Source organism: Aquamicrobium lusatiense (assembly GCF_014201615.1).
In the GTDB taxonomy this organism is placed as follows: domain Bacteria; phylum Pseudomonadota; class Alphaproteobacteria; order Rhizobiales; family Rhizobiaceae; genus Mesorhizobium; species Mesorhizobium lusatiense.
The window spans coordinates 339,149-353,392 of the sequence record NZ_JACHEU010000001.1; the positions used below are offsets into that span (position 1 = coordinate 339,149).

Annotated in this window: 14 protein-coding genes; all 14 read right to left on the reverse strand. The window is 64.3% G+C overall.

The features are described 5' to 3' along the window. Nucleotides 1-90 precede the first annotated feature (90 nt). Nucleotides 91-891, reverse strand: coding sequence for an ABC transporter permease (locus HNR59_RS01750; protein ID WP_183825100.1), 801 nt, complete (start codon nt 889-891; stop codon nt 91-93). Then, complete coding sequence (locus HNR59_RS01755; RefSeq protein WP_183825104.1) at nt 891-2,072, reverse strand: ABC transporter permease; 1,182 nt, start codon at nt 2,070-2,072, stop codon at nt 891-893. Before HNR59_RS01755 ends, HNR59_RS01750 begins: the two co-directional genes overlap by 1 nt. Then, the gene (locus tag HNR59_RS01760; RefSeq protein WP_183825106.1) at nt 2,069-3,136 is read right to left on the reverse strand and encodes an ABC transporter ATP-binding protein; all 1,068 of its coding nucleotides are present in this window, start codon (nt 3,134-3,136) and stop codon (nt 2,069-2,071) included. Before HNR59_RS01760 ends, HNR59_RS01755 begins: the two co-directional genes overlap by 4 nt. A 93-nt stretch (nt 3,137-3,229) precedes the next feature. Beyond that, on the reverse strand, nt 3,230-4,240 hold the full coding sequence (locus HNR59_RS01765) for an ABC transporter substrate-binding protein (RefSeq protein WP_246374589.1): 1,011 nt from the start codon (nt 4,238-4,240) through the stop codon (nt 3,230-3,232). Between the two features lie 481 nt (nt 4,241-4,721). Further along, nucleotides 4,722-5,306, reverse strand: a complete 585-nt coding sequence (locus HNR59_RS01770) for a cupin domain-containing protein (RefSeq protein ID WP_183825112.1) — start codon at nt 5,304-5,306, stop codon at nt 4,722-4,724. 162 nt (nt 5,307-5,468) lie between these two features. Continuing rightward, the gene (locus tag HNR59_RS01775; protein WP_183825115.1) at nt 5,469-5,918 is read right to left on the reverse strand and encodes a RidA family protein; all 450 of its coding nucleotides are present in this window, start codon (nt 5,916-5,918) and stop codon (nt 5,469-5,471) included. Next, the gene (locus HNR59_RS01780) at nt 5,915-7,144 is read right to left on the reverse strand and encodes an acyl-CoA dehydrogenase family protein (protein WP_183825118.1); all 1,230 of its coding nucleotides are present in this window, start codon (nt 7,142-7,144) and stop codon (nt 5,915-5,917) included. Before HNR59_RS01780 ends, HNR59_RS01775 begins: the two co-directional genes overlap by 4 nt. Nucleotides 7,145-7,147: 3 nt before the next feature. Next, nucleotides 7,148-7,990 carry an enoyl-CoA hydratase family protein gene (locus tag HNR59_RS01785; RefSeq protein WP_183825122.1) on the reverse strand — a complete coding sequence of 281 codons (843 nt, stop codon included), beginning with the start codon at nt 7,988-7,990 and terminating at the stop codon, nt 7,148-7,150. Nucleotides 7,991-8,020: 30 nt separating this feature from the next. Then, nucleotides 8,021-8,479 carry a cupin domain-containing protein gene (locus tag HNR59_RS01790; RefSeq protein ID WP_183825125.1) on the reverse strand — a complete coding sequence of 153 codons (459 nt, stop codon included), beginning with the start codon at nt 8,477-8,479 and terminating at the stop codon, nt 8,021-8,023. 15 nt (nt 8,480-8,494) lie between these two features. Beyond that, the gene (locus HNR59_RS01795) at nt 8,495-9,268 is read right to left on the reverse strand and encodes an SDR family NAD(P)-dependent oxidoreductase (RefSeq protein WP_183825128.1); all 774 of its coding nucleotides are present in this window, start codon (nt 9,266-9,268) and stop codon (nt 8,495-8,497) included. Further along, nucleotides 9,265-11,589, reverse strand: coding sequence for a bifunctional salicylyl-CoA 5-hydroxylase/oxidoreductase (locus HNR59_RS01800; RefSeq protein ID WP_183825131.1), 2,325 nt, complete (start codon nt 11,587-11,589; stop codon nt 9,265-9,267). The genes HNR59_RS01795 and HNR59_RS01800 overlap by 4 nt, the downstream gene beginning before the upstream one ends. Nucleotides 11,590-11,762: 173 nt before the next feature. Further along, nucleotides 11,763-12,284, reverse strand: a complete 522-nt coding sequence (locus HNR59_RS01805; protein ID WP_183825134.1) for a MarR family winged helix-turn-helix transcriptional regulator — start codon at nt 12,282-12,284, stop codon at nt 11,763-11,765. A gap of 86 nt (nt 12,285-12,370) precedes the next feature. Then, a complete protein-coding gene (locus HNR59_RS01810) occupies nt 12,371-13,339 on the reverse strand; it encodes a pyridoxal-phosphate dependent enzyme (protein WP_183825136.1) in 969 nt (322 codons plus the stop codon). Further along, nucleotides 13,336-14,148 (reverse strand): GntR family transcriptional regulator, encoded by an 813-nt coding sequence (locus HNR59_RS01815; protein ID WP_425488611.1) that lies wholly within the window; start codon nt 14,146-14,148, stop codon nt 13,336-13,338. Before HNR59_RS01815 ends, HNR59_RS01810 begins: the two co-directional genes overlap by 4 nt. Nucleotides 14,149-14,244 lie beyond the last annotated feature (96 nt).

Below are 14,244 nucleotides of genomic sequence, written 5' to 3' on the forward strand. Positions count from 1 at the left end.
AGCGTTTCACGGAATCGCTGAACGGCTATAAGTCTTTGTTTTGGCGCGTTTCCGAACCGGAAACGTGTTTCCACTTTTCCTGGAAACGCTTTAGGCTTCCGCCGGCTGCTTCAGCCGTTCGGTGCGCCGCCTGACCAGCACCGCCACCGCCGCGATCAGCAGCGTGCCGATGATGAACAGGAAGGCGGCAGCGGCAATCGCCGGGCTGATGTTCTCGCGGATCGAGGAAAACATCTGCCGCGCCAGCGTGCGCTGGTTGGGACCGGCGACGAACAGCGTCAGCACCACCTCGTCGAGCGATGTGGCAAAGGCGAACACCGCGCCCGACAATATGCCGGGCAGCGCCAGCGGCAGGGTCACGCGCCGGAACACGGTCAGCGGCCCCGCGCCCAGACTGGCAGCGGCTCGCTCGACCCGCCTGTCGATGCCGGCGAGCGAAGCCGTTACCGAAACCACGACAAAAGGCACCGCCACCACCGAATGCGCCGCGATGACGCCGGCATAGGAGTTGGCGAGGCCCAGATGCACGAAGAACACCTGCATGCCGACGCCCAGCACCACCGCCGGCACCACCATCGGCAGCAGGAAGGCGGTGCGGAACAGGCCCGGAAGCACCAGCCCCGCATTGCGCAGCCCCAATGCCGCCAGCGTTCCCAGCGTTCCCGCCAGCAGCGTCGTTCCCGTGCCGATGATCAGGCTGTTGACGATCGACATGCGCCACACATCGGCGCTGGCCAGTTCATCGAACCAGCGCATCGAATAGCCGGGAATGGGATAGGTCAGAAACACGCTTGAGGTGAAGGCAAGCGGCAGGATGGCGATGAGGGGCGCGATCAGGAAAACCACCGCAGCGATCGCGAACACCAGCCTGACGAGGTTCGACGCGCGCATCAGCGGCCTCCCGTACGGTCAGCGGAAAGGCGGCCATACACCGTGTAGAGCGCCAGCGTGGCGACCAGCAGGATGGCGCCCAGCGCGCCCGCCATGCCCCAGTTGGCCGAGCCGATGGCGTAGAAGGCGATGACCGAGGAGATCATCTGGTCCTGCGCGCCGCCGATCAGCGCTGGCGTGATGTAGTAGCCGATGGCGGTCATGAAGACGAGCAGCGAGCCCGACACCACCCCGCGCAGCGACAGCGGCAACAGCACGCGCAGAAAGGCCCGCCACGGCGGCGCACCCAGCGAGGCAGCCGCCGGCATAAGGTTGCGCGGGATCGACAAGAGCACCGAATAGATCGGCAGCACCATGAAGGGTAAGAGCACATGGGTCATGGCAATGACCACGCCCAGCCGGTTGAAGATCAGCGGCAAGGGTCCGCTGATGAGGCCGAGCGACATCAGCGTGTCGTTGATCAGCCCCTTCTCCTGCAACAGGATGAACCATGCGGCGGTGCGCACCAGAAGCGACGTCCACAGCGGCAGAAGCACCGCGCCGAGCAGGAGCTGGCGTTTCCATCCGTCCACGGACGCCACAAGCATCGCATAGGGCAGACCGATCAGCGCGCAGGCCAGCGTCACGATGGCGCCGATGCCGAGCGTGCGCAGAAGGATTGCGCTGTTGGCGGAAGCTTCCGTCGGCAGGGCCGTGATCTTGCCGCTGGCATCGCGTTCATAATCCAGCGCCGCCAGCAGATAGCGGTCGGTGTAGGGATTGGTTGAATCGGCCACAGCGCGCCAGAAACGGATATCGGACCAGCGCTTGTCGACCGCGACCAGATCGACCGGCCCCTGCGGCTGATCTTCCAGCGCCCGCGTGGTGCGGCTCATCAGCGTGCGGAAGCCGTTCTGGGCGCTGTTGAGGCGGCGCACCGCATCGCCCAGCAATTGCTGGTCGTCAATGGCCCGCAGATCATCGACGAAAGCCTGCTTCAGCTCTTCGGGCGGATCGGACTGCCGGTCCCAGTCACCCGCCACCTCAGCGGTGAGCGGAAAGGCGCGCGAACCCACCGGATCGGAAACCGATTCCTTGAGCATCGTGGCCAATGGCCAGGCGAAGAAGATCGCCAGGAACAGCACCAGAGGCGCGACCAGCGCGAGTGCCGTCAGGCGTCCCTTGAACGAGGTCTCGCTCATGCCGGCAGCATCCAGCAATCGGACGGGGCGAAGGACACGACGACCTTGTCGCCGGGATTGAATTCGGCCGTCTTGCGGTCTGCCTTGGCGATGAAGCCGAAAGCGCCGTCATCGAGCTGGATGCGCAGATGATCGCCATGGTAGACGGCGTCGGCAACGGTCGCCGGATAGGCGTTCTGCGAGCCGGCATCCGTGCCCAGCCGGATGCGCTCCGGCCGCACCGACACGAGGATCCGGCCAGCGTCGGCACGAATATCGGAGGGCTGCACGCGGATGGTGCCGCCGCCGTCCAGCTTGACCGTCGCACCGGCATCGCCGGCCTCGGCGAGCGTTCCCTCGACGAGATTGGTCTCGCCGATGAACTGCGCCACGAAGCGCGACCGCGGCTGATCGTAGATTTCGCGCGGGCTGCCGATCTGCTCGATCTTGCCGCGGTTGAACACCGCGATGCGGTCCGACATGGTCAGCGCCTCCGACTGGTCGTGGGTCACGAACACGATGGTGAGGCCGAGCCGCTTGTGCAGGGCGCGGATGTCGAGCTGCATCTGTTCGCGCAACTGCTTGTCCAGCGCGCCGAGCGGCTCGTCCATCAGCACGACGGAGGGCTCGAACACCAGCGCCCGGGCCAGCGCCACGCGCTGCTGCTGGCCGCCGGAGAGCTGCACCGGGCGGCGGTCCTTCATGGCGCCGAGCTGCACCATGTCGAGCGCGCGCGTGACCTTCTCCTCGATCTCTGATCGCGCAACACCGCGCATTTCCAGCGGAAAGGCCACGTTGGCCGCGACGCTCATATGCGGAAAGAGCGCATAGTTCTGGAAAACCACGCCCATATTGCGCTTGTGCGGCGGCAGATGGTCGACGCGCCGGCCGCCCACCGAAATGGTGCCGCCGCTCGGCGCCTCGAAGCCCGCCAGCATCATCAGGATGGTGGTCTTTCCCGACCCCGAGGGACCGAGCAGGCTGAGGAACTCACCCTGAGCGATGTTCAGGTCGAGATCGTCTACGACGCGCAGCGTGCCATAGGCCTTGCTGACTTTTTCAAAGCGGATGTCCGACTGGCTCAAGGATGATCACCGCTCAGGAAAGCGGCCCTCTGCAAAAAGGGAATGGGACACGGGACCATAGCAGTCCCGTGCCGTCTCTCATCGAAGTGGCCGTTACTGGGCCAGCCAGGCGTTGAAGCGCTGGGTCAGGGCCTCGGCATTGTCGATCCAGAAATCGACATCGATCGCCAGAGCGTCCTTCATGTTTTCAGGCTCGGTCGGCAGGTCGGCCTTGTATTCGTCCGGCACGATCGCCGCCGCATCCTTTGCCGGCAGACCATAGGCCACATATTGCGGCAGCTTGGCCTGGTTTTCCGGCTGGCTGGCGAAGGCGATGAAATCCATGCCGGCTTCCTTGTTCTCGGCATCCTTGAGGATCGCCCAGCTGTCGACGGCATAGATCGAGCCCGGCCACACCACCTTGAACTTGCGGTTTTCCGAACGGTTGATGCCGGTGATGCGGCCATTATAGGCGGAAGCCATCGCCACCTCGCCGGATGCCAGGAATTGCAGCGGCTGGGCGCCGGCTTCCCACCACACGATGTTGGGCTTCAGCTCCTCAAGCTTTTTGAACGCGCGGTCCACACCCTCGTCGGTGGCGAGCGTGTCGTAGACGTCGGCGGGGGCAACCCCATCGGCCATCAGCGCGAATTCGAGCGTGTATTTGGGCCCCTTGCGCAGCGAGCGCTTGCCCGGGAACTTCTCCACGTTCCAGAAATCTGCCCAGGACTGCGGCCCGTCGGCGATCTTCTCGGAATCATAGGCGATCGCCGTCGACCAGACGATCGCGCCGACGCCGCATTCGTTCACGGCCGAGGGAATGAACTTGTCCTCGCCGCCCAGCTTTGCCCAGTCGATCTTTTCATAGAGGCCGTCGGCGCAGCCCAGCGCCAGCTCCTCGACCTCGACCTGCACGACATCCCAGTTCGGGTTGCCGGCTTTCACCTTCGCCTGCAGCACGCCGATGCCGCCATCCCATGCCTCGTCCAGAAGCGGCTTGCCGGTCTTTTCCGCATAGGGCTTGAAATAGATTTCGCGCTGCGCGTCCTGATAGGTGCCGCCCCATGACACCACGGTGAGGTCGCGGGCCTGAACCGGCGACATCATGCCCATCGTTGCCGCCATCAGGCCGCTGATTGCCAGAATTCCCGTCAATTTACGCATGCTATCTCCCATTTTGGCCAGGTTGTTGTTTTCGTATGCCTGAAGCCGTCAGCGACAATCCAAAGACCGTCGCGGAAAACTGTCAAGCTTTTCGGATCAGATAAGGACGGCCGGACAGGACCCGACCGCTTTTCGCTCTGTTGCGGAAGAAGGCGCAGCGCCCCCTGGCGCATCACCAGATGAAAGGATGCGGCCGGCCCGGACCAAAGCACCGCTCTGCACGAGGCAGACCGTTTGCGACGGCATTTCACCATGCTTTGCAATCAACGCAGTCGTCTCCTCAGCCTGCCTTGCAGGGCCCGGCTCCGGATATGCCGCGATGCAGGCCTCCATTCCTGCCGCGCCCCAGATGCCGCCATATCGGCGACCTTGCCCCTGCGGAATTCCTAACACCGTTCAAAATTTTGCGCAACATACCGCTCAATATATTGAGCGCCATTAGTCAAAGGTAGGGGGGTGTGCAGGCTGAGATGACGATGGTGACGCCCTCGGAGGCATTGCGAAACCGGTGCGGCAGGCGGCTGTCGAACAGATAGGATTCGCCCGCTTTCAGAACCCGCACATCGTCGCCGACGGTGAGCTCCAGTTCTCCCTCCACCACATAACCGCCCTCGGTCGAGAAATGCGCCAGCATGGCTTCGCCGGTATCGGCGCCCGGCTCATAGATCTCGTGCAGAATCTGGAGGTTATAGGCGCGCGCATCGCCGATCTGGCGCAGCGTCAGGCGGCCCTCCCCTTTGTCGATAGCCCGCGCCGTGACACGCGAGGTGAGGTCCTTGAGATCGTCGGCGCCGAAGAAGGGGCCATGCCGCTGGCGCTGGTCGTCCTCGAAAAAGTCCGACATCGACACGTCGAGCCCGCCCAGTATCTTGCGCAGCGTGGCGATGGAAGGGCTCGACTTGTTCTTCTCGATGATCGAAATCTGGGCATGCGGAACACTCGCGCGCGCCGCCAGTTCGCGCTGCGACAGGCCAGCGGCTGCGCGCAGCGCCTTGAGCCGCGCGCCGATATCGAATTCCTCTGTCATGCCTGTCCCGATCCCGGCAGATTGTTCCACTCCGGTCAAAATATAGAACAGTTCGGGACCGGGAAAAAGAGCAGGCGAGCCACTTTGACAGCACAGGCAGCAAAAGGGCCCGCACAGTCGGCCCGGTCAGCCCGGCCATCGGGCGGGCGGCAGGCGAGCCGCTCAGTCCGGGATAACCGCCGTCGCCTGTATCTCGACCAGCGCCTCGTCCTCAATCAGGCCCGACACCTCAACCACGGCCATGGCCGGGAAATTGCGTCCCATCGTGGCCTTCCACGCAGCGCCGATTTCCTTCAGCGAAGCCGAATATACCTTCTTGTCGGTGACGTACCACGTCATGGTGGTGATGTGCTCGGGACCCGCGCCGCCTTCGCGCAGGATGGCGAGCACGTTTTCCAGCGTCTGCCTGATCTGGCCCGGCAGATCGTGCGCCTCGAACTTCATCTGGCCGTTCCAGCCGATCTGGCCGCCGACATAGATGGTGCGTCCGCGCGCATCGATGCCGTTGGAATAGCCGACAGGCTTGTCCCAGCCTTCCGGGTGCAGAATGCGATGCGGGGTACGGGGCAAGGTTGCGGGCGGGGCCTGCTCTGCGGGCTTGGTCTCGCTCATGACGACTCCTGTCTCGATAGTTTCACCAGCTCACGGCCGATGATCAGCTTCTGCACCTCGGTGGCGCCTTCGTAGATTCTGAGCGCCCGGATCTCGCGATAGAGCCGCTCCGTGATGTTGCCGACCTGCACGCCGCGCCCGCCGAACATCTGCACGGCCTGGTCGATTACCCATTGTGCGTTCTCGGTGGCGGTCAGCTTGGCCATGGCCGCTTCCTTCGTCGCAGGCAGCTTCTGCACGTCGCGCCGCCATGCGGTGCGCGCCACCAGAAGTGCCGCCGCGTCGATGGCCGTCGCCATTTCACCCAGCGTGCTCTGCGCCGTCGGAAGATCGGCCAGCGTGGCCCCGAACATCGTTCGCGAACCGGCATGGGTGACGGCTTCCGCAAGCGCGCGGCGTGCGAAACCGAGCGCGGCAGCGGCTACCGAAGGCCGGAAGATGTCGAGCGTGCGCATGGCGATCTTGAAGCCCTCACCCGGCGCTCCCAGCAGGCGCCCTGCCGGAATGCGGCAGTTCTCGAAACGGATCAGCGCCAGCGGATGCGGGGCGATGGTCTCGATGCGCTCGGCGATTATGAAGCCGGGCGTATCGGCATCGACGACAAAAGCCGAAATGCCGCGCGTGCCGGGTGCCTCGCCGGTGCGGGCAAAGACCGTGTAGACATCGGCGATACCGCCATTGGAGATGAAAATCTTCTCGCCATCGAGCACATAATGGTCACCGTCGCGGCGGGCAGAGCAGCTCATTGCCGCCACGTCCGACCCGGCGTCGGGCTCTGTCAGCGCGAAAGCCGAAATCAGTTCGCCCTTCGCGATCTTCGGCAGGATCTTCTGTTTCAGGTCCTCGCTATCCGAAAGGCTGATGGCCCCCGTGCCAAGCCCCTGCATGGCGAAGGCGAAATCGGCCAGCCCATCCTCATGGCCCAGCGTCTCACGCAGAATGCACAGCGAGCGGCTGTCGATCTCCGGCGAAATGCCGCCATAAGCCTCAGGCACGCAATGGCGCAGGAAACCGGCAGCGCCGAGTTTCTTCACCAGCGCCCTGCAGGCCGCGTCAGCATCGCCATGGTCGATCTCGCCAAGCCCGCCGGCAGCGATGAACGCGTCTGCCTCCGCCGCCAGCGCCCGATGCCCGTCGCCATAGAAGGGCCAGTCGAGATGGTCGCGGGGTGGCGGCTTTGCCGGGGTTGGGGCCGGGGTCGAGGCCGGGGTCGAGGAATGCGCCATGGCTCAGTTCCCCTTGAAATCGGGCTTGGCCTTGGCCGCGAACGCCTCGAAGGCGCGACGAAAATCGCCGGTCGCCATGCAGATCGCCTGCGCCTGCGCTTCCGATTCCAGCATTTCCTCGATGCCCATCGCCCATTCCTGATCGAGCATCTTCTTGGTCATGGAATGGGCGAACCACGGACCGTCCGCCAGCCTGCGGGCGAAGGCCTGCGCCTGCCCCAGAAGCGCATCGCGTTCGGCAATCTCATTGTAAAAGCCCCAGTTATGGCCTTCCGCCGCCGTCATCACCCGGCCGGTGAACAGAAGCTCCGCTGCCCGGCCCTGCCCGATGATGCGCGGAAGAATGCCGCAGGCGCCCATATCGGCCCCGGCCAGCCCGACGCGCGTGAACAGGAAGGCGGTTTTCGCCTCAGGCGTGGCAAGGCGATAGTCGGATGCCATGGCGAGGATCGCGCCCGCCCCGGCACAGATGCCGTCCACCGCGGCGATCACCGGCTGCGGGCAGGCGCGGATCTGGCGCACCAGATCGCCGGTCATGCGGGTGAAGGCCAGAAGGTCCGGCATCTTCATGACCGTCAGCGGCTCGATGATCTCGAACACGTCGCCGCCGGAGCAGAAATTGTTGCCCTCGCCGGTCAGCACCACGCAGCGCACATCGCTGGCGCGCGTCAGCGCCCGGAACAGATCGCCCAGCTCCTCGTAGCTCTCGAAGGTGAGCGGGTTCTTCTTGTCCGGCCGGTTGAGCGTGATCGTTGCCACGCCCCCGTCCTCATCCGTCTCAAAGCGAAAATGCTTCGGCTGGAAATCCCGGAACGGCCGGAGCTTGGCCTGCATGGCATTGGTCATGACAAACTCTCTTCCTCTTGTCCGGCCCGCTCAGTCGTTGGCGGAAGGCGGCAGAAAATCCACATCGTGTTCAGCCGAGACCTTCACCACCTCGTCGGTGTCGGTCATGTTGTGCAGCTTCTCAAAAAGCTCTTTCAGCCGCCCGGCCGGCGACACCCAGAACAGGGCGCGGGCAGGCTTGTCGGTTTTGTTGAAATAGCCATGCGGGACACCGCGCGGCATGCGCACGAGATCGCCGGCGGAAGCGGTGAACCACTTGCCATCCAGCTTCACCTGCAACTCGCCCTCCTGAACGAGGATGAACTCATCCTGCGTCGGGTGAACATGCACCGGAACGAACTGACCGGCCGCACTGTTGGTCTCGAACGCAAAGCTCGAAGCGCCGACGGATTTGGGGAAATAACGCTGGCCGAGAATGTTCCACTCCACATTCCCGTAGCCTTTGCCGTTCGCGGTGATCCCGCCTTCGACTTCATCTTTTTCTGCCATCATGTCCTCCCGGTTTCAGTTCATCACTTCACCGCCGGCCACCGCGATCGCCTGCCCGGTGACGGCGCCGGCCCCTTCGCCGGCCAGCCACAGCACGGCATCGGCGACCTCCTGCGGCGTGACCAGCCTGCCCTGCGGGTTTGCCCGCGCCAGCGCCGCCCGCGCATCGTCGGCGCTGCGCCCGGTCTTGCCGGTGATGTTGTCCACTGCCGCATCGAGCAGCGGCGTATCGGTGAAGCCGGGGCAGACGGCATTGACGGTGATGCCGGTGCGCGCCAATTCCAGCGCCAGCGACCGCGTCAGCCCGACCACGCCATGCTTGGCCGCGCAATAGGCGGAAACGTAAGCGTAGCCGGTCATGCCGGCGGTGCTGGCGATGTTGATGATGCGCGCCGAGCCGGCCTTGCGCAGCGAGGGCAGCAGCGCGCGCGTGACCAGATAGGTGCCGGTGAGATTGACCGCGACGACGTGGTTCCACAGCCCAGGATCGGTTTTTTCAAAGGGCGCGGACGGCGCTTCGCCGGCACAATTGACCAGCACCGAGACCTCGCCCAACGCCGAAATTGCCTGCGCAGCGCCAGCGGCAACTGCCTGCTCGTCGATCACGTCGAAACCGTCGACCACCAGCGCCTTGCCGCCCAAAGCCACGATTTCGGCGGCAACCGCCTGAAGCGGTCCGGCCCGCCGCCCCGCCAATGAGACGGCAAAACCCTTGCCCGCCAGCGCCAGCGCGATGGCCCGGCCGATGCCGGTGCCCGCCCCGGTGACGAAGGCGTGTTGCGCGCTCATTTCCGGCCTGCCGCTTCTGCGGCCGCGCGGGCCAGATTGTTTTCGTACTGCGAACGCGCCGACAGATATTGCTTCGGCCATTCCACGCCGGAAAAACCGATCTTCGCCGCCTCATGCAGAACGAAGGACGGATCGGCCAGATGCGGGCGGGCGACGGCGCACAGGTCGGCACGGCCGGCGGCAATGACGGAATTGGCATGATCGGCCTCGGAGATCGCGCCGACCGCGATGGTCGCAACGCCGACCTCGTTGCGGATCTTGTCCGACATCGGCGTCTGCCACAGCCGCCCGTAAACGGGGCTGTCGTCGGTCACCACCTGCCCGGTCGAGCAGTCGATGAGATCGGCGCCGGCCTCCCTGAACATCCGCGCAAAGATGGCGGCATCCTCCGGCGTGTTGCCGCCCTCGTGCCAGTCGGTGGTCGAGAGGCGCACCGAGATCGGGCGATCCTGCGGCCATGCCGCGCGCACGGCGCGAAACACCTCCAGCGGGAAGCGGGCGCGGTTCTCATGACTGCCGCCATACGCGTCATCACGCCGGTTGGTCAGCGGCGACAGGAAGGACGACAGCAGATAGCCATGCGCGGCGTGGATTTCAAGAATGTCGAAACCGGCCGCTGCGGCACGTTTCGTGGCCGCGACGAAATCGGCAACGACGCGGTCCATATCGTCCCGTGTCATGGCGCGCGGCACCTGCGACTGCGGCAGATAGGGAATGGCGGAAGCCGAAAGAAGCGGCCAGTTCTCTTCATCAAGCGGCTGGTCCATGCCTTCCCAGCCGCGCTTTGTGGAACCCTTGCGGCCGGCATGGCCAAGCTGGATGCCGATTTTCGCCGGCGTCTGGCCATGCACGAAATCGACGATGCGTTTCAACGCCGCAGCCTGCTCGTCGTTCCAAAGGCCAAGACAGCCCGGCGTGATGCGGGCATCCGGCGAAGTGCAGGTCATCTCGGGGAAGATGAGGGCTGCCCCACCCATGGCGCGTGCGCCGAGATGCACCATGTGAAAATCGTCGGCCAGCCCGTCCGTGGCGGAATACATGGCCATGGGCGACACGATGATGCGGTTGCGCAGGGTCAGGCCGCGCACCGTGTAGGGCGTGAACATGGGCGGCGGCACGCTGCCGTCGGCTGCCGGCTCCACGCCGGCCCGTTTCGCGAACCAGCGCTCGTAGCCTTCCAGCCATTCAGGGTCGCGCAGGCGCAGGTTTTCGTGGCTGATGCGCTGCGAGCGGGTCAGCATGGAATACATGAACTGTTCGGGTTCAAGCCGGTCGGCATAGCGATGCCCAACGACCTCGAACCATTCCATGGCGTTGCGGGCCGCGTTCTGGATGCGCGCGACATCGATGCGGCGCACCTCCTCATAAGCGTCCAGCACGGCCGGGATATTTTTCGCATCGTGGCCGAAGGCGTTGAACTGGCGGGTCAGCTCGATGGCGTCGTCGATGGCGAGCTTGGTGCCCGAGCCGATGGCGAAATGGGCGGTGTGAGCGCTGTCGCCCATCAGCACGACATGGCTTTTGCCGTTGAAATGGCTCCACTTCTCGCAGATCAGCCGGCCGAAATTCAGCCATGCGGAGCCGCGCAGATGGCGCGCATTGCTCATCAGGCGCGAGCCGCCCAGCGTATCCGCGAACAGCTTTTCACAGAAGGCGATCGACTGGTCCTGATCCATCTCGCCGATGCCGTGGGCGTTGAACACGTCCTCGGTGGTCTCGACGATGAAGGTCGAGGTGCTGTCGTCGAACTTGTAGATATGCGCCTGAAACCAGCCATGCTCGGTGCGCTGGAAATCGAAGGTGAAGGCATCGAAGGCCTTGTCGGTGCCGAGCCAGATATAGCGGTTGGGCCGCATCAGCATGTCGGGCCGGAACACGTTTTCATAGCGGGTGCGGATGCGCGAATTGACGCCGTCCGAAGCGATGATCAGGTCGGCATCGGCGAATTCCTCGTCGCTCTGCACATCCTGCTCAAACACCAGCTCGACGCCGAGTTCGAGGCAGCGCTCCTGCAATATGTTGAGCATCTTCTTGCGGCCGATGCCGACGAAGCCGTGGCCGGTGGTGCGGATCTTGCGACCCTTGAACACCAGCTCGATGTCGTCCCAGTGGTTGAAGGCGTCCTCGATGGTGGCGGCCGTCTGCGGGTCCCACTCGCGCATCGACTGCATGGTGGCATCGGAAAACACCACGCCCCATCCGAACGTGTCGAAGGCCCGGTTGCGCTCGACCACGGTCACCCGATGCGCGGGATTCTGCTTTTTCATCAGCAGGGCGAAATAGAGACCGGCCGGCCCGCCTCCGATGCAGACAATGCGCATGATCGTTCCTCCCGTCATCGGCATGGCGGAGCCTGAACACCACCTTTGCCGCTCTCAAGAAAGAGCATTCCGAAAAAAACTTCAAGCTTAAAGTTTCTTGGAGTGACGCAAAAATCGCAACTCTCCCGCCGGGCGAACTGGCGGGAACCATGCACCAGCCGGCGAAAAGGGGGTTAGGTGACCGACAGTGCCTGACGGATCGAACCCTTGAGCCGGCCCAGTGCATCCATCAGCAAGGCTTCGTCATTGCGCGACAGATGGCCGAACAATTCGCCGATCCATTCGCCATGGCGGTCCGCCATGGTGCGGAATGCGGCACGTCCCTCATCGGTCAGGGCGATGATCTGAACGCGGCGATCCTTCGGCGAGACAGTGCGGCTGACATAGCCCATCTCCACCAGCCGCTCGACCAGCGCGGTAAGATTGCCGGCCGAAACCATCATGCGCCGCGAAACCTCGCCCAGCACCATGCCGTTTTCGGCGCGTTCGAGCTGCGCCATCAGGTCGAAGCGCGGCAGGGTGAAGTCGAACTCCTCGCGCAACCGCCGCCGGATCTCGGTCTCAGCCAGCGTCGCGCAGGTCAGGAGCCTGAGCCACAGGCGAATTTCCGCGCCATGGTCGCCCGGCGCCTCCAGCACCTTGGTCTCCCCGTCCAGCCATTCGGCCTGACGCTCGTCGTCCCTGATCTCGTTCATCTCCGGCCCGGTCGTCCTCCAGCAATCCGGCTCTTGTAGAGCCGTTTAGCCGGTCTGGACAAGCCGCAGCTTGCATCGGCAGGGCGTCAGGGCCGGGGAATGCCGCCTGCAAGCACCGTCGCATAGGCGTCCGCATCGATGTTGCCGCCGGAGATCACGCACACCACATTGCCTTGCGCGCGCGGACTGGAAAGGGCGGCGGCAAGCGAAGCAGCACCTGCACCCTCCGCCACCACCCTGGCCCGCGAAAACAGAAGCCGCATGGCATCCGTCACCTGCTCGAGGCTGACGGTCTCGGCGCCGTCGATCAGCTCGCGCGCCACGGGCCACAGCTGCGGCACCAGCGAAGGTCCGCCTATGCTCTTGATGAAGGACGGCTTCGTTTCGATATCCACGATGCGGCCGGCGGCGAGAGCCGCGGTGACCGGCGCGGCATTCTCGTCCTCGACGGCCAGAATTTTTGTGTCCGGCTTCAGCGCCCGCATAGCGCTGGCGACACCCGTTGTCATCGAGCCCCCGCCATAGGGAGTGAAGACCACATCGACCTCAGGCAGCGCCTCGACGATTTCGAGCCCGATGGTGCCGTTGCCGTCCAGCACGGCCTGATCGGTGACCGGATTGATCAGCAACTCGTCAAGCTGCGGACGGTCGGCATCGGTGATGTAGCGCCACCAGTCGTCCATGCCTATGAAACGCACCTCGCCGCCGAGACCCCGCACGCCGTCGATCTTGGTCTGCGGCGCGCCTTCATACATGTAGGCGGCCATCTTCACGCCGAGCGCGTGGGCCGCCCACGCCATGCCATAGGCCATGTTGCCGGAACTGACCGTGGCGACGCCGCTGGACAGCTCCGCCTGCTTTCGCGACAGCAGCGCATTGAGCGCCGGCCGCAGCTTGAAAGCGCCGATGGGCGAGAGCGTTTCCAGCTTCAGGAAAATGCGCCGGTCCGGAAGCCCGAGATCGAGCGGCACCAGCGGAGTCGGCTGCATATAAGCGACGAGGCGTGCTTGCGCCGCCTGCATCGCTGCAAGCACCGGTCTTTGCGGGGCGTTCATTCCACAGCGGCCTTTCTGCTCCCGGCCTTGTCCGACCTTTTGCGGCGCCCCGCTTCTTCCCCGGCCTGAATATAGGCATGGAGCGTGTAGCCGATATGCTCTTCCATCAGCCGGCGCGCCCGCTCCATGTCGCGGTCGAGCGCCGCCTCCATCAGCGCCGTGTGATGCTCGATCCCCATTGCTTCGCGCAACGCCGTCACCGCTGCCTCATAGCCTTCCTGCCGCCCTTCAGCGGCGCGCAGGGTAGGTGCCAGACCCAGAAAGCGATGGTGCCGGCGCAACTGATCGGAGATCGTGGCGTGGAAGCGCAGCAGCCAGCTTGATCGCGCAGCGCTCAGCAGGGCATCATGGAAAGCACTGTGCTTTTCATCCCATTCGTCAACCGCAGCTTCTGACGGATCGTCGGGCGCGATCTTGCAGCGCGACAGACGGAAATGGCTGGTGACGACCGCCGCCTCCCACGCCTCATCACCGTTGGCGATCGATTCCAGCAACAGCGGTAACTCCACCACCATGCGCGCTCGCGCCAGATCCTCAAGCTCGCCCTTCGACACCGGCGCCACCGCGAAACCGCGATTGGAGATGGCTGTGACCAGCTTCTCCGCCTCCAGCCGCGACAACGCCTCGCGCAGCGGCGTCCAGCCGACGCCATAGGCATCGCGCAACGCGCCCAGTTTCAGCGCCGCCCCCGGTTTCAGCCGGGTGGCCAGAATATCGCGCCGCAGCAGGCTGTAGGCTGCTTCCGTCTTGCTCTGTCGGGTTTCTTCCTGCATCGTGCCATCCGCTTGCATCAGGCCGTCTCCGGCCATGATCGCGTCTCCTCCCCGGCTCCGCACGAATTATATATGAAATGGCTCCAGAGCCAAATTATATATCATCCGCTGCATTCCTCCGATCTATATATA